The sequence below is a fragment of the Salipiger marinus genome (assembly GCF_035481585.1).
GTDB classification, from domain to species: domain Bacteria; phylum Pseudomonadota; class Alphaproteobacteria; order Rhodobacterales; family Rhodobacteraceae; genus Salipiger; species Salipiger marinus.
In genome coordinates this window covers 243757-258986 of the sequence record NZ_JAYKSL010000005.1, presented here as the reverse complement: position 1 = coordinate 258986, position 15230 = coordinate 243757, and the positions used below count along the sequence as shown (strand labels likewise).

The following is a 15230-nucleotide window of genomic DNA, read 5'->3' as shown; positions in this document are numbered from 1 at the left end:
TGGCTTTCCCGGGCCATCGCGGCGGAGGTCATCATGCGCCGCGCCCCGGGGGTGTTTACGTGCCCACGAGCAGCCCGGCATAGATGCCGCCTTTTGCCGCCAGCGCCTCATGGCGGCCCGTCTCGACCACGCGGCCGCGATGCATGACCACGATCAGATCGGCATGACGCACGGTCGAAAGCCTATGCGCGATGGTGATGGTCGTGCGGCCCTTCGACATCGTCTCCAGCGCCAGCGACATCGCGCGTTCGGTGCGGGTGTCAAGCGCGCTTGTCGCCTCGTCCAGCAGCAGGATCGGCGGGTCGCGCAGAAGGGTGCGGGCCAGCGCCAGCCGCTGCTTTTCTCCGCCCGAAAACCGCGAACCGCCCTCACCGACCAAGGTGTCATACCCCTCCGGCAACCCGGCGATATGGTCATGGATCTGCGCCACCTTTGCTGCCGTGATCATCTCGTCCTCCGTGGCGCCGGGGCGGGCGAAGCGCAGGTTCTCGGCCACGGTGGCATGCAGAAGATAAGGTTCCTGCGACACCACGCCCAGCATCTGCGACAGCGTCTCGAAGCTCAGATCGCGCAGATCCACCCCGTCAAAGCGGATCGCGCCGCTTTCCACATCGTAAAGCCGCGCCAGAAGGTAGCCGAGCGTGGTCTTGCCTGACCCGGTCGGGCCGACGATGGCGACATGGCTGCCTGCCGGGATGGTGAGCGACACGTCATTTAGCGCAGGACCGCGCCCGTCGGCATAGGCAAAGCTGACATGGTCCAGCTCGACCTCGCCGCGCATCGCGGTGCGGGGGATGGTCACGGGGTCACTGCGTTCGGTGATCTCGACCGGCTTGTCGAGATATTCGAAGATGCGGGCAAAGAGCGCGCGGGTCTTGCGCGTGTCGCGGCCCACCTCCAGCAGCTGCTCGAACGGCCACAGGAGTTGTTCCTGAAGCGCGATCATCGCGACGAGCGTGCCGATGCTGGCCGGATTTCCGCCCTGCATCAGCAGGCCGCCCGCCAGCAGCGTCAGCGCGGGCAGGGTTGCCAGCGCAAAGCCGATCAGGGACCACTGCCATTCGCCCGCCGTATGCGACCGCACCTCCAGCTGTGCAAGATCGTGGGAAATACGGGTGAAGCGCCGCGTGAGCCAAGGGCCGCGCCCCATGGTGCGGGCCAGAATGATGCCCGGTGCGGACAGGGTTTCCTGCACCGCCGCCGACATGTCGGAGGCACGCGCCTGCTGCTGAAAGGTCAGCGCCTCGCGCAGCCGGGCGACACGGGCGCTGATCAGCACGGTCACCGGCACGATCATCAGCACGAAGAGCGCGAGCCGCCAGTCCAGAATGACAATCGCCACCGCCGTCATCACCACCGCGCTAAGGGACCGGCCAAGCTCGTTCGCGCTGTCGGTCATCAGGGACTGCAGCCCGGCGATGTCGCCCGCGATCCGCGCCTGCACGTCACCGGTGCGGGTGGCGGTGAAGAACCGCAGCGACAGCGTCTGCAGATGCGCATAAAGCCGGACGCGCAGATCATGCAGGATCGCCTGACCGATACGGGCGCTCAGCACGACCTGCAGCGCGCCGATCCCGGCGGAAGCCAGCGCCGCCGCGATCATGCCGCCAGCGAGCCAGACCAGCAGCGGCAGATCCTGCTGCGGCAAGGCGATGTCGATGATCGCGCGCAGAAGAAACGGCCCGGCAAGCCCGACGGCTGCGGCGAGGATCATCAACGCCACCACTGCCGCGATCCGCAGGCGGTAGGGGGCAAAGAGCCGCAGGACGCGCCGCAAGGAGACATGCCGCGCGGCGAGATCGTCGTAATTTTCGGGTCCGTCAGTCATCGGTTGGTCCAGCAGAGGAGGGGCGTTGCGGCAGGCGGATTTCCACGGTCAGGCCGGGGCTGGCCTGCGGGAGGATCCGGGCCTCGCCGCCATGGGCGCGGGCGATGGCGCGCACGATGGGCAGGCCAAGGCCCGACCCGCCCCGAGCACGCCCGCGCGAGTCGTCGGCGCGCCAGAAGCGATCAAAAGCGCGCATCTGGTGGTCTGCGGAAAGCCCCGGCCCGGTATCGGAGCAGCGAAAGACCACGTCTTCGCCTTCGGCGCGGGTCTCGACATGCACGCGGCTTTGCGGTGCATAGCGGCGGCAGTTTTCCAGCACCGCGACACAGGCCTGATGCAGCCGCGTCTGGTCGGCCAGCACCGGGGCCGGGGCCAGCGACAGCGTAAGGGTGATCCCAGCCGCCGTCAGTTCGGCCTCCATCCCGGTCACTGCGGCGGCGACAACCTCCGCCAGATCGAGCGGGCGATAGCTCAGGTCGAGCTGCCCGGCATTGCTGAGCGCGAGCGTGCGCAGTTCTTCGACCACGGCGGAAAGGTGGTCGACATGCGCGATCAGCCGGTCATAAAGCTGGGGCGTGGGTGCAAAAACGCCATCCGACAGGCCCTGCAGACGGCCGCGCAGGATTGTCAGCGGCGTGCGCAGTTCATGGGCGATGGCGGAGTTGGAATAGGCCAGCTCGGCCTCGGCGCGGTCCAGCCGTTCGGCCATGGCGTTGAAATCGGCCATCAGATCCGCCGCCTCCCGGAAACTGCCCGGCGGCAGGGCGGCACGGGCAGAGAAATCTCCGCCTGCGATCCGCCGCGTGGCCCCGGCCACGGCGTTCAGCGGTGCCACGATGCGCCGGGCCAGACGCCAGCCGATCGCCGACGCGGTCAGCAGGCCAAAGGCCAGCAGCGTCAGCATCATGACCGTATCGGCGGTGCGCCATGCGGCCGGATCCTCGGGTTCGGGATAAAGCCATTCGTAGATAAACAGGAAATAGGCCATGAGACCCAGATAGACGATCAGCCCCGCGATCAGGGTCAGCGCGATCATGGTTCTGGAAATGCGCGCGTTGAGGTCAGCGGACATGGGCGACATCCAGACGATAGCCGATCCCGCGCACGCCTTCGAGCAGGCCATCCGCGCCCGCTGCCGCAAGCTTGCGGCGCAGGTTGCTGACATGGCTGTCAACGGTGCGGTCCAGCGCCGAGCCTTCGGGAAGGCAGGCATCCACCAGATCGCCGCGGCTGAAAGCCCGGCCCGGACTGCGCGCCATATGGGCGAGGATGCGGTATTCGGTGGGGGTCAGATCCAGCGTGACCGGCCCTGCGCCGCCATCGACCACCGCGCGATAGGCCTCTGGATCGACCGTCAGCGGACCGATGCGCAGCAGGTGATCGGGCGCCCGCCCCCTCGTGCGGCGCAACACGGCGCGGGCGCGGGCGATCACCTCATGGGGGTTGAAGGGTTTGACCACATAGTCATCGGCCCCGATCCGCAGCGCCTGCAGCTTGTCAAGATCCTCGGCCAGTGCCGTGACCATGATGACCGGCGTTTCGCCGCGGCGCCGGATCGTGGCCAGCACCTCGTAGCCGTCCTGTCCCGGCAGCTTGATGTCCAAGACCACCAGATCGGGGCGCAGCATCTGGTGATGCGCGAGCCCGGTCGTGCCGTCACGGGCGCAGATCACGCGAAAACCTTCTCGGGTGAAATAGGTTTCGAGGATTTCGGCAATCTCGGGCTCGTCCTCGACGATCAGGATCAGGGCATCGGTCATGGCGCGGTCTTTCCGGTCTTGCCGCCCGACGCGCTGCGCGTCAGGCGGATGGTCACAACATAAAGCACGGGCACGAAGAAAACTGCGAGAACCGTGGCGGACAGCATCCCCCCGAAAACGCCGGTGCCGATGGCATTCTGGATCTCTGCCCCCGCGCCCCGGGCCATCATCAGGGGCACAACCCCCAGAATGAAGGCAAGCGAGGTCATGAGGATCGGGCGAAGCCGCAGGCGCGCGGCCTGCAACGTGGCCCGATGCAGCCCCATGCCCTGCTCCCTCAGATGGCGGGCATATTCCACCATCAGAATGGCGTTCTTGGCTGACAGCCCGATGATGGTGATCAGCCCCACCTTGAAGAACACGTCATTCTCGGTCCCGCGCAGCAGCACGGCGGCCACCGCGCCCAGCAGGCCAAGCGGCACCACCAGCATCACCGAAAGCGGCACCGACCAGCTTTCATAAAGGGCTGCCAGCACCAGAAACACCACCAGCATCGAAGCCGCCAGCAGCATCGGCGCCTGACTGGCCGATTGCTGTTCCTGCAGGGACTGCCCGGTCCATTCCACGGCGAAGCCCTGCGGCAGCGCCTGCGCCAGCCGCTCCATCTCGGCCATGGCCGCGCCGCTCGACACGCCGCGTGCCGCCGCGCCAGAGATGCGCGTGGCAGGATAGCCGTTGTAACGTTCAAGCTGCAGGGGCGTGCTTTCCCAGACCGGCGTGACCACTTCGGACAGGGGCACCATGCCGCCGCCAAGATTGCGCACCTCAAGCTGCAGAACATCCTCGACATGCATCCGGGCCGGGGCGTCGGCCTGCACGATCACCTGCTGCATGCGGCCCTGATTGGGGAAATCGTTCACATAGGCCGACCCGATCGCGGTCGAGATTGTCTCGCTGATCGTGTCGAACCGCAGACCAAGCGCCTGCGCTTTTTCGCGGTCGATCTTCAGGGCGATGCTCATGCCGTCGGGCAGACCCTCGCTCATCACCCCGGTCAGCAGCGGGCTCGCCTCCGCCCGCGCGATCAGCTGATCCTCCGCCGCCTTCAGCGCGGCGGGACCGGCATTGGCGCGATCCTCAAGCCGCAGCGAGAACCCCGAGGTCGTGCCCAGCGATTCAATCGCCGGGGGCTTCATGATCATGGCGACGCCTTCGGGAATATCGGCCATGGCGACCTCGGCGGCAGCGATCTCCTCGTCCACGGTGGTCTTGCGCGCGCTCCAGTCCTTCATGCTGGTGAAGGCCTGCGCCGCATTCGGGCCAGAGCCGGAGAAGCCGAAGCCAAGGATCACGGTATTTTCGGTGATGTCGGGGCGGGTCGCGGTATGGGCCTCATAGGCTGCGATCACGGCACGGGTGCGTTCGGCGGTGGCGCCTGCGGGCAGTTCGAACATGGCCATGAAACTGCCCTGATCCTCTTCCGGAACGAACGAGGTCGGAACCCGCATGTAGCCAAAACCCATCGCCGCGACCAGCGCGGCATAGATCACCAGCATCCGCCCGCTCCGCCGCAGGGTCCAGCCCACATGGCCCATATAGCGCCGGGTCAGCGCCTCGAACCGGCGGTTGAACCAGCCGAGGGCGCCGCGTCCGTCGTCATGTCCGGCCACGGGTTTCAGGAGCGTGGCGCAAAGGGCCGGCGTCAGCGTCAGCGCCAGAAAGGCCGAAAACAGGATCGAGACCGCCATGGACAGCGTGAACTGGCGATAGATCGCGCCGACCGATCCGCCGGCCAGCCCCATCGGGATAAAGACGGCGGCCAGAACCAGCGTGATGCCGACGATGGCGCCCGAGATTTCGCGCATCGCCTGTTGCGTGGCCGCTCTGGGGGACAGACCCTGACGCGCCATGATGCGTTCGACATTCTCGACCACGACGATGGCGTCATCAACGATGATGCCGATGGCCAGCACCATGCCGAACATGGTCAGCACGTTGATCGAAAAACCTGCGGCCCACATGACCGCAAACGTGCCCAGAAGCGCGATGGGGGCGACGATGGCCGGGATCAGCGTATAGCGGAGCTTCTGCAGGAAGAGCAGGATCACCAGAAAGACCAGCACCATCGCCTCGATCAGCGTCTGGATCACCTTGGTGATCGACAGTTTCACGAAAGGCGCGGTGTTGTAGGAGATGGAAACCTCCATATCCTCGGGCAAGGCAGGGCGCAGCTCTGCCAGCCGCGTTTCGATGGCCTCCGCAGTGCGCACGGCATTGGCGCCGGGGGACATCTGGACAGCGGCGGCAGCGGCCCCCTTGCCGTTGCTGCTGACGCTGAAGGCCGTGGTCTGCGCGCCGATTTCCAGCCGCGCGACATCGCCCAGAACGAGGCGTGATCCATCGGTATTGGCGCGCAGCGGGATGGCGGCAAAGGCCTCGACTGTGGTCAGCTGACCGTGGATCGTCAGCGGGGTCGACATGCGGGTGCCCGGAACCGTCGGCTCGTCGCCGACCCGGCCCGGCGTGGCCTGCGCGTTTTCGCTGGCAATCGCGTCGGTCACATCGGTCATGGTCAGGCCATAGGCGCCAAGCCGGGCCGGATCGACCCAGACCCGCATCGCACGGTCCGACCCGAACTGCTGCACGCGCCCGACGCCGGGGATGCGTTTCAGCTCCTCGGCCAAGCTGCGGGTCAGGTAATCGCCAAGGCTCAGCTCATCGGTCTTGCCGTCGCGAGATCGCAGCGTGATGACCATCAGAAAGCCGGACTCCGCCGCCTCCACCCCGATGCCGGAGCGGCGCACCGGATCTGGAAGCAGGGCCTCGGCGTTCTTCAGCCGGTTCTGCACATCCATCTGGGCCATCTCGGGATCCGTGCCGGGCTTGAAGGTGACCGAGATATTGGCGCCGCCCGTCGAATCCACGCTGGAGTCATAATAAAGCACGTTCTTGACGCTGGAGAGTTCCTTTTCGATCGGGCGCACGACGCTGTCACTGACGGTTTGTGCGTCAGCCCCGGAGTAGCTGGTGAAGATGCTCACGCTCGGCGGCGCGATGTCGGGGAACCGCGCGACCGGCAGCTGCGGGATCGCAACGATCCCGGCCAGCGCGATGAATATGGCGATGACCCAGGCAAAAACCGGGCGGGTGATGAAGAACTGCGACATGATACCGGTCTTTCGGGGGAGGGCTTCACGGATGGGGGGCGGCGGGCAGATCATCTGCCGCAACCGGCGTGACCTGCAGCGTGGTGCCATCTGGCACGCGGTCCTGCCCGCGGATGGCCACGCGTTCTCCGGGCTTCAGGCCGGAGGTGACAAGGATGCGGGTGCCGATCCGGTCACCCAAGCGCACGTCGCGGCGCGTGGCCTTGGTCTGATCCGACACGACGACAACCTGCGCCATGCCGTCACCCCGGCGCAGAACCGCATCTTCCGGCACCAGCAGGGCATCTTCGGCAACCCCGCGCGGCAGTCTCGCACGGACATACATGCCGGGCAGCAGGGCAAGATCGGGATTGGCCACTTCAACGCGGACAGAGGCATTTCCCGTGCCGGGATCAACGATCACATCCGAGGATCTGAGCTGCCCCGCCCTCGGCTCTGCCCCGTCCCGGTCCGCCATGACCCGGACCGGCCCCAGCCCCGCCTCGGACGCCAGCAGGATGGCGTCCAGCCCTGCGGCGGGCACCTGCAGATCGACAAAGACCTTCTCCAGATCCTGCACGACCGCCAGCGGCTTGTCGCCCCCCGGTGTCGCCAGCCCGCCGATATCGGCGAGCCCCGACGCGACATAGCCGTCTATCGGGGAACGCAGCGTGGCGAAGTCCAGATCCAGCCTTCTGCGCTGGACCACGGCGCGTGCCTCGGCAAGGTCTGCCGCAGCCAGCACCAGATCGTTGCGGGCGGCATCGTGTTTTTCCGGGCTCACCACGTTCTTCGCCAGCAGTGTGTCCGAACGGTCAAGCATCCGGCGGGCCTGTGCCGCGACCGCTTCCGCCCGCGTCAGGGCTGCCTCGGCCGCGCCCAGATCGGCGTCGAAAGGTGCCGGATCGATGCGAAAAAGCACGTCGCCCGCCGCCACCCGCATCCCCTCATCCACCTTCCGGTCAAGGATCAGCCCGCCGATCTGCGGCCGGATCTCGACCCGCCGATAGGCGGCAACCCGGCCGGACAATTCACGCTCCAGCACCACGCGTTCAGGCAGAACCGGTGTCACCGTCAGCTGAACGGTCAGGTCTGGCCCGCCCTCGCTTCCCTCCGCCTCGCTTGAAGGGCTGGCAGGCAGCAGGAAAGCAAGCGATCCCGCCAGCAGGGCAGGACCAAAGAGGATGAAGAGACTGCGGCGCGTCATGGCGTGATCCTTGGTTTCACAAGGCCCGCTGGTCGCACCGCTCCGTCGAAGAACCGCAGAGGTTTTGTGGAGATTGCGTGGAGACCGCTCCGATGCAGGCAATAGGGGACTGGCCGCGCGGGATGCCGGTCATGCCGCCCGAGAGCATTCGCCGCTGGTCCGGGCCGCATCTGGGGCCGGGCAGGGGGCCTTGGCCACAGCAAAGGGATCACAGCCGCAATAGCGCCACGTTACGAAACGCCGCCCGAGCATGGCGGCTTGCCTGCGGTCCGCAGCATGGTAGGCCTAGCGCATGACCATGCCCGTTCTTCTGAACCCTCTCGCGCGGCGCCTGTTTCTGGACCGGCACGCCTTGGCCGAAGCCCCAACAGGGGCCGCGACCGGTGCAGAGCTTGCCGCACTGATCCGGCGCATCGGCTTTGTCCAGATCGACAGCATCGCCACGGTCGAACGGGCCCATCACATGATCCTGTTTGCCCGGCGCCAGAGCTACCGGCCCCGAGCGCTGAAACCCCTGCTCGAACGCGACCGCAGCCTGTGGGAGCACTGGACCCATGACGCCTCCATGCTGCCCCTGGAGACCTTTCCCTATTGGCGGCACCGGTTTGACCGCAACGCCGAAAAGCTGCGGGCCGGCTGGCAGAAATGGTTCCCCGACGGTTACGAGGCGCGTTTTGACGAGATCCTGAACCATGTCGCCCGGCACGGGCCGGTCACATCCTCGGATATCGGCAGGGAGGAAGTGCGCAGCCGGGGCGGCTGGTGGGACTGGCACCCGTCAAAGACCGCTCTTGAATGGCTGTGGTGGACGGGAGAGCTGTCCGTCACACGGCGCGAGGGGTTTCAGAAGGTGTACGATCTGACCGAACATGTGGTGCCTGCGCCGCTCCATGCCGACCTGATCCCGTTTGCGGCCATGGTGGACTGGGCATGTGCCTCGGCGCTGGATCATCTGGGTTTTGCCAGCGTCCGGGAACTGCAGGCCTACTGGAACGCGGCGCCTCCCGAGGCGGTCAAAGCGTGGAGCGTCGCGGCACTCGCGCGCGGCGAGATCCTCGAAATTCTGGTCGAAGGCGCGGATGGAACCCGGCGCCGGGCGTTTGCGCGCCCCGATGTGCTGGACCGGGCCGATGCCGCGCCGGATCCAAGCCAGCGCCTGCGCGTGCTGTCGCCGTTCGATCCGGCTCTGCGGGATCGGGCCCGCGCGGAATTCCTGTTCGGCTTCCGCTACCGGATCGAGGTTTTCGTGCCCGAGGCGAAGCGCCGCTGGGGCTATTACGTCTTTCCGGTGCTGGAAGGCGACCGGCTGGTGGGGCGGCTGGATGCCAAGGCGGTCCGCACCGAATCCGTGCTGCGGGTCCGGGCCTTCTGGCCCGAGGCCGGGATCCGCCTGACCAAGGCGCGGGCCGCAAAGCTGGACGCAGAGCTTCAGCGGCTCGCCAGATTCTCCGGCTGCGACCGGCTGGAGTTTCTGCCCGGCTGGCAGCGCGATCACATCCTCCCCTGAAACGAAGACGGGCGGATGTCCCAGCCGCCTGCAGGCTCCCCGTCGGCACCGGCATGTCGAATGGGCCCGCTCCGCTGGCTGCAGCTTGTGCGCACTTTCGCGGATGAAGGCCCATGAAGGCATCATCTGAAAGACGCGCGCCTACCGGCGCTGGCAGCCCTGCGGCGACACGATCAGCCCGGCACCGAATGTCTCGTCCTTTCCGGTGGCACCCAGATCCCTTGCGCGCTGGCTCAGCCGGGTCCGGACCTGCGCCACATGCCCGCTGCGGCGCAAGCCGGGGCCGGCGGCAGTGCCGGAGGTGACAAAGGCGGCGGCGGCGGCAGATGCCGGGGATCGACGACAGGGTCGCGGGCGGGCTGTGGCTGCAGCGTCGCGCAGGCCGAAACACACAGGAACAGGAACACTGCCAGGACTCGCATGTGGTGCACGCGGGCTTTGGCAATGACGTGGTGTCGATCGCGGGCGGCGAGGTCTATATCGACGGCGGTGCCGGGCAGGACGTTCTGTCGGCCAATGGCGTGGAAGTGGGGATCGCGGTCAGCCTGCATACCGGCGCCGAACCGGGCAGCGAGACGAATTTCGTCAGCGGCGGCGGCACGCCGGTGACAAGCTATGTCAGGCTTGCCGTCGCACAGGACGCGGACAGGGCGGGCAGTTCCGGGATCGGTCGATCCCTCGGTGTGACGCCGATTGCCGTGAGTGGGCCAAGCGACGGTGCCACGCAGCAGCAGACAAGGTTTGTCAATTTCGAGGATGTCATCGGCGGCAATGGTGATGACACCATCACCGGGAACGAGGTCGACAATGCGCTTCTGGGGGATGCTGGCAATGACAGCATTGACGGAGGTGCCGGCAACGATCTCGTCAATGGCGGCACAGGGGACGATACGCTGAAGGGCGGCGCGGGGCGGGACATCCTGCTTGGCGGCTCGGGCAATGACGTCCTTGTCGGGCTGGATCCGGAGGACAAAATTGATGGCGGCGCGGGCGTCGACACGCTCGACCTTTCCGGCGACGCCTCTGACTGGACCATCAAACTGACGCTTGGAAGCAGCGCGCATGGCGTGATCGCCAATGTCGAAGGGCTTCTGACGGGTGACGGGGCAGAGGGCAATGACACGCTGGACGGCCTTCAGGGCGACGATCTGCTTTACGGGGGCGCCGGGTCCGACAGCCTGCGCGGTGGCAGCGGCAGCGATCTGCTGGACGGCGGCACCGGCAGCGACGCCCTGCGCGGTGAGGCTGGCAATGACGTGCTGAGCATGGCCGTCACGACAGGAACGGCCCGGCCCGGTCACGATGTTCTGGACGGCGGCGGTCACGATGCGGGCACGGCGGGGGATGTCGTTTCGTTCAATGCGCAACCGGCAGATTTTGGGGTTCAGGCGGACCTTGCCACTGGCGCGGCTGATGCCAGCCTATCCGGGACCGAAGGTCTGGTGGGCACGGACCTTGACGACCGGCTGTTCGGTGACGGCGCGGACAACCTGCTGGTCTGGGGAACCGGGGATGACCTGATCCTTGGCCGTGACGGCAATGACGCCCTGCTGGGGGGATGGCGGGGACGACACGCTGATGGGCGGCGGCGGGGACGATTATCTGGCCGGGGGTGACGGGCGGAACGTGCTCTCCGGCGGGGCAGGGGGCGATACCTTCCTGCTGGATGGCGGGCAGACCCGCATCTTTGGCGGCGCGGGGCACGATGTGGTCGAAGTGCAAACGGCGATCGTTCAGGAAACAGATGCCGAAGGCCGGGTGATCCGTGAGGTCACGTCGGATTTCGATATCATCGAAGAGAACGGCACCCTGACCGTGCTCCATTATGCCGCGAGGGGTGGTGTCCTGACCGAACTTGGCCGGGCCGAAATCGACGCGGACGTCGAGACGATCCGCATCTTTGATCCCATCCCGTCAGATCAGGCCGCAACGCAGGGCTTTGACAGCAGCGACCGCAGGGTTGCGCAGGACATCGACGTTGCCACCCTGCCGAACGAGCTAAAACCGAGGTGCAGGATGTGATCACTGTCCTGCCCGAAGACGAGGCAGCCCCGGAAGCGCCCGCTGACGAGGGCATCCGCTTTTCCGTCAATCCCACGGCGATCTCTGTCAAGGGTCACACCGTCGGCAGCTATCTGCAAACCGCCCCCCCGTCGGATGGCGCGGTGGTCGTGGTCTATCTTGACGAAACCGCAGGAAACCGGCTGATGGTGCAGCGCCTGACGCCGTCGGGTCAGCCGGACGGGGCGCCTGTGACCTTGCCCACGGAGTTCAACGGCACCGCACCCGCGGATGACGCAGACGATGCCTTTGACATCCTCACCCTTGACGGCAATCGCCTTGCGGTCGCCCAAAGGCTGCCCAGAGCCGAAACGGCGACCAGCGCGGTCTATGATGTCAGCGACGGGACACCGGACCTGGTCGACGGCGAGGTGACCCAGTTCACGAGCAGTGCATTCGTGTTGGGGAGCGAATTTGGTTTTACCTTCAAATCGGGACAGCTTTTCAGCCGTCGCTCTGCGGGATCACGGCGGATCATCTGCAGGTGCACATGGCCGACACGCTCAAGGAAGGCTTTGTGGTCTCGGACAACTTCACCGAAGATTGGCTCTTCGGTGCGCCGACTGCCCTCTTTCTGGACAAGGAAGTCAGCAGCGTATCGCTGATCGACACTGCGCGGCTGACCAATGGCAGCACCGTGGCGGTGAGCGATATCAACGGCGAAGTCGGCAGGTCTTTCACCGTCACCATCACGGACGAAAGCGGCCAAAGGGTGACAAGCAAATCCATCACCATCGGCTCCGAGCGGACCGGCAACCCCGAGGTGAGGGCGCTGAGCAACGGCAATTTTGTCGTGACGGCAACGGATCACGACCGCGACCGGGACGTGCGCGCGATCATTCTGGATGCAGAGGGGCAGCACGCCGACCAGCGTGCTTCACATCGACAGCAACGGGACGATCGATCACAACACGGCACCCTCGGTGGTAGCTCTGCCTGATGGCGGTTTCGCGGTCTTTTATGTCTATGACAACGGCGCCGGGATCAAGGCGCAGCGCCTTGATGCGCAGCGGAATGTCGTGGCCTGTTCCGGGTGGCCGAGCCGGTCCGGCCCGGATCGCACCCGGCGGCCACGCTGCTTGCCGATGGCACCATCGCGCTGTCCTTCGTCGCCGCCGAAAGCGGCGGTGGGATCAGGACTGCGCTGGTTCCGTCTTTCGATCAGCACCAGTTTGGCGGCTCGGGCGATGAGGTGCTGACCGCCACGGACAAGGCCAGCTATCTGGTGGGCGGCTCGGGTCACGACACGCTGGAGGGCGGCGCCGGAAGCGACCTGCTGATCGGCCAGAACGGCAACGATCTGGTGCGGGGCGGCACCGGGAACGACCGGCTTGAAGGCGAAGCGCATGCCGACACTCTGCTGGGCCGGGCGGGTGAAGATGTCCTGCTAAGCGGCTCCGGCGAGGATCTGCTGAACGGGGGAAAGGGCAATGACACCCTGACCGGTGGCCGTGACGCTGACCGGCTTCAAGGGAGCAAAGGCGACGACATCCTGACGGGCGGCACGGATGCGGACCAGTTCATCTTTGCCACCGATCAGGTTCGGCTGATCAACGGCAGCACGGAAACGCTGGAGGTCGTGCTGAGCTTTGGCCATGATGTCATCCCCGATTTTGACACCCGCCGCGACCGTATCGATCTGCGGCTGGTCGGCGAGGTCGACAGTTCTGATGATCTGGTGTTCGTGCAAGAGGGCGGCAACGTCCGGATCCTGATCGCCGACAGCTCGATCACGCTGGCAGGTCTGCACAGCACGGATCTGGCGGCCAACGACTTCCTCTTCTGACCACGGATCGCAGGGGGCTTGGGGGGCCCGGGCAATCTGCCACGCATCGGGTCGATGAAAAGCTGCACCCGATGCGTGGCCGATCCCTCCCCCCGGACCGACCGGGGCTGTCCGCGACATGGGGCATCTGGCCGGTGCGGCAGCGTCTCCTAAAAATATCTTCTGCCGCAGGATTATTGCCTGCCCGCCCGCGTCATTCATTTCAGGACGCCGCGATCTGCGGTGCGTCCAGCAACCCGGAGTGACCCTCATGAACCGTCTCATCCTCTCTCTCTGCCCGCTGATCCTTGCCGCGGGCGCCGCCATGGCTGATCCTGCCCTCACCGCCCAAGGCGCGGGCGGCGCCCTGCTCACCGATGCCGGGGGCATGACGCTTTATACCTTCGACAAGGACATGGCGGGGGTGTCGTCCTGCGCGGGCGACTGCGTGGCGATCTGGCCGATCCTTGCCGCAACGGCAGAGGACAAGGCCGAGGGCGAGTATGCCGTGATCGACCGGACCGATGGCGCGCGGCAGTGGACCTACAAGGGCATGCCGCTTTATACCTTCGCCAAGGATGCCGCTCCCGGGGATGTGGCCGGGGACGGGGTCAAGGGCGTCTGGCACATCGCCCGGCCCTGACCGCCTGCGCCCTTTGGACATGTGACGGAAAGCCCGGTCGATGAAGGTCCTTGACGAGATCGAAGCTGCGATACCGGCGCTGCGGCGCTATGCCCGGGCTTTGATGCGGGACCGCGACCGGGCCGATGATCTGGTGCAGGACTGTCTGGAGCGGGCCGTTGCCAGCCGCCATCTGTGGCGCGGCGACGGCCCGGTTCAGGCGTGGCTGTTCCGGATCCTGATCAACCGCTACCGCGACCTGCAGCGCCGGTCCCCGCTGCCCGGCCATCTGGTCGCCATCGAGGATCTGGTGTCGGAACCTGCGCAATGCGGCGGTCAGGAGGGCGCGCTGGCGCTGCGCGAGGTGCAGGAGGCCATCGCCCGCCTGCCCGTCGACCAGCGCGAGGCGCTGCTGATCGTGGCGCTTGAAGGCCGGAGCCTCGAGGAGGCCGCCAGCCTGCTGGACATCCCGAAAGGCACGCTGATGTCGCGGCTGGCCCGCGCCCGTGCCACATTGCGCGTGCTGACCGGACGCGGCACAGGGGCCGAGGTGGTGCCCGGACCAAGCCGGGGGAGGAGATGATGCCCGACAGACCCGCCCTGACCGAGACCGAACTGCTGGACTATGCGCAGGACGTCCTGCCGCCCGAGGACCGGGCCGCGCTGGAGGCGCGTCTGGCCGAGGATCCCGCCGCCCGCGCCACGCTGGCCGAATGGCAGCGGCAGGACGGCGCGATCAGGGCGCTTTACGATCCCGTCGCGCAGGAAGCCGTGCCGGACCGGCTGACCGACATCCTGCGCCGGGCGGCAGCGGAAGACGCCGGCGCGGAGCCTCCCCGCCGCTCCGGCAGGCGCGGCCTGATCGCGGCGACGCTTGCGGCGCTGGCGCTGGGGGCGGGCGGCGGCTGGCTCGCGCGCGATCTTGCGACGCCTTCCGCCGCCGCGCAGAGCCTTGCCGCCCGCGCCATGGGCGCCTACGCCACCTATGTGGTGGAGGTGGCGCACCCGGTCGAGGTGCCCGCCTCGGAGGCCGAGCATCTGACCACCTGGATGTCCCGACGGCTGGGCCACGAGATCCGTCCGCCGGATTTTGCCGCGGCAGGGTTCAGCCTGATGGGGGGGCGGATCGTGCCTTCGGATCAGGGGGCCGCCGCGCTTTTCATGTATGACAATGCCGAGGGGCAGCGCATCACGCTTTACATCGCGCCGCAGGGGGCCGGTCAGGAGACCGCCTTCCAGTTCGCGCAGGAGGGCACCACCCAGAGCTTCTTCTGGATGGACCGCGACCTGAGCTATGCCGTGGTGGGCAGCGTGCCGCGCGATCTGCTGCGGCGCATCGCCCTTGAGGCTTATGACCAGCTGATCTGACCCGCCGCCGGACGGGTGGCTGCGGC

Annotated in this window: 13 protein-coding genes; 8 read left to right on the top strand and 5 right to left on the bottom strand. The window is 66.8% G+C overall.

Annotated elements, in window-relative coordinates:
• Positions 1-55 precede the first annotated feature (55 nt).
• The 5 genes from VK682_RS09275 to VK682_RS09255 are packed head-to-tail and all read right to left on the bottom strand — an operon-like array spanning position 56 to position 7881.
• Positions 56-1828: an ABC transporter ATP-binding protein gene (locus tag VK682_RS09275; protein WP_324781717.1), complete on the bottom strand. Its 1773-nt coding sequence runs from the start codon at positions 1826-1828 to the stop codon at positions 56-58.
• A complete protein-coding gene (locus tag VK682_RS09270; protein ID WP_324781716.1) occupies positions 1821-2900 on the bottom strand; it encodes an ATP-binding protein in 1080 nt (359 codons plus the stop codon). Before VK682_RS09270 ends, VK682_RS09275 begins: the two co-directional genes overlap by 8 nt.
• Positions 2890-3588, bottom strand: a complete 699-nt coding sequence (locus tag VK682_RS09265) for a response regulator (protein WP_324781715.1) — start codon at positions 3586-3588, stop codon at positions 2890-2892. The genes VK682_RS09270 and VK682_RS09265 overlap by 11 nt, the downstream gene beginning before the upstream one ends.
• Positions 3585-6695: a multidrug efflux RND transporter permease subunit gene (locus tag VK682_RS09260; protein WP_324781714.1), complete on the bottom strand. Its 3111-nt coding sequence runs from the start codon at positions 6693-6695 to the stop codon at positions 3585-3587. The genes VK682_RS09265 and VK682_RS09260 overlap by 4 nt, the downstream gene beginning before the upstream one ends.
• Positions 6696-6720: 25 nt before the next feature.
• Positions 6721-7881, bottom strand: coding sequence for an efflux RND transporter periplasmic adaptor subunit (locus VK682_RS09255; protein WP_230795681.1), 1161 nt, complete (start codon positions 7879-7881; stop codon positions 6721-6723).
• 292 nt (positions 7882-8173) lie between these two features.
• On the opposite strand from VK682_RS09255, the gene VK682_RS09250 reads away from it, so the two are divergent.
• The 8 genes from VK682_RS09250 (at position 8174) to VK682_RS09215 (ending at position 15204) form a co-directional block, all read left to right on the top strand.
• Positions 8174-9388, top strand: a complete 1215-nt coding sequence (locus VK682_RS09250) for a winged helix-turn-helix domain-containing protein (protein ID WP_230795679.1) — start codon at positions 8174-8176, stop codon at positions 9386-9388.
• A gap of 326 nt (positions 9389-9714) precedes the next feature.
• On the top strand, positions 9715-11004 hold the full coding sequence (locus VK682_RS09245) for a calcium-binding protein (protein WP_324781713.1): 1290 nt from the start codon (positions 9715-9717) through the stop codon (positions 11002-11004).
• Complete coding sequence (locus VK682_RS09240; protein WP_324781712.1) at positions 10967-11410, top strand: hypothetical protein; 444 nt, start codon at positions 10967-10969, stop codon at positions 11408-11410. The genes VK682_RS09245 and VK682_RS09240 overlap by 38 nt, the downstream gene beginning before the upstream one ends.
• 529 nt (positions 11411-11939) lie before the next feature.
• Positions 11940-12389 (top strand): hypothetical protein, encoded by a 450-nt coding sequence (locus tag VK682_RS09235; protein WP_324781711.1) that lies wholly within the window; start codon positions 11940-11942, stop codon positions 12387-12389.
• A 93-nt stretch (positions 12390-12482) separates the two neighbouring features.
• A complete protein-coding gene (locus tag VK682_RS09230; protein WP_324781710.1) occupies positions 12483-13235 on the top strand; it encodes a calcium-binding protein in 753 nt (250 codons plus the stop codon).
• 250 nt (positions 13236-13485) lie between these two features.
• On the top strand, positions 13486-13857 hold the full coding sequence (locus VK682_RS09225; RefSeq protein ID WP_089845427.1) for a COG4315 family predicted lipoprotein: 372 nt from the start codon (positions 13486-13488) through the stop codon (positions 13855-13857).
• Between the two features lie 40 nt (positions 13858-13897).
• Complete coding sequence (locus tag VK682_RS09220) at positions 13898-14419, top strand: sigma-70 family RNA polymerase sigma factor (protein ID WP_324781709.1); 522 nt, start codon at positions 13898-13900, stop codon at positions 14417-14419.
• Positions 14419-15204 carry an anti-sigma factor family protein gene (locus VK682_RS09215; protein ID WP_089845424.1) on the top strand — a complete coding sequence of 262 codons (786 nt, stop codon included), beginning with the start codon at positions 14419-14421 and terminating at the stop codon, positions 15202-15204. The genes VK682_RS09220 and VK682_RS09215 overlap by 1 nt, the downstream gene beginning before the upstream one ends.
• Positions 15205-15230: the final 26 nt, after the last annotated feature.

What these genes read in the sequence shown, in the direction of transcription:
- VK682_RS09275 (WP_324781717.1), bottom strand. Translation starts at nt 1,828, where the DNA reads ATGACTGACGGACCCGAAAATTACGACGATCTCGCCGCGCGGCATGTC.
- VK682_RS09270 (WP_324781716.1), bottom strand. Translation starts at nt 2,900, where the DNA reads ATGTCCGCTGACCTCAACGCGCGCATTTCCAGAACCATGATCGCGCTG.
- VK682_RS09265 (WP_324781715.1), bottom strand. Translation starts at nt 3,588, where the DNA reads ATGACCGATGCCCTGATCCTGATCGTCGAGGACGAGCCCGAGATTGCC.
- VK682_RS09260 (WP_324781714.1), bottom strand. Translation starts at nt 6,695, where the DNA reads ATGTCGCAGTTCTTCATCACCCGCCCGGTTTTTGCCTGGGTCATCGCC.
- VK682_RS09255 (WP_230795681.1), bottom strand. Translation starts at nt 7,881, where the DNA reads ATGACGCGCCGCAGTCTCTTCATCCTCTTTGGTCCTGCCCTGCTGGCG.
- VK682_RS09250 (WP_230795679.1), top strand. Translation starts at nt 8,174, where the DNA reads ATGACCATGCCCGTTCTTCTGAACCCTCTCGCGCGGCGCCTGTTTCTG.
- VK682_RS09245 (WP_324781713.1), top strand. Translation starts at nt 9,715, where the DNA reads ATGCCGGGGATCGACGACAGGGTCGCGGGCGGGCTGTGGCTGCAGCGT.
- VK682_RS09240 (WP_324781712.1), top strand. Translation starts at nt 10,967, where the DNA reads ATGGGCGGCGGCGGGGACGATTATCTGGCCGGGGGTGACGGGCGGAAC.
- VK682_RS09235 (WP_324781711.1), top strand. Translation starts at nt 11,940, where the DNA reads ATGGCCGACACGCTCAAGGAAGGCTTTGTGGTCTCGGACAACTTCACC.
- VK682_RS09225 (WP_089845427.1), top strand. Translation starts at nt 13,486, where the DNA reads ATGAACCGTCTCATCCTCTCTCTCTGCCCGCTGATCCTTGCCGCGGGC.
- VK682_RS09220 (WP_324781709.1), top strand. Translation starts at nt 13,898, where the DNA reads ATGAAGGTCCTTGACGAGATCGAAGCTGCGATACCGGCGCTGCGGCGC.
- VK682_RS09215 (WP_089845424.1), top strand. Translation starts at nt 14,419, where the DNA reads ATGCCCGACAGACCCGCCCTGACCGAGACCGAACTGCTGGACTATGCG.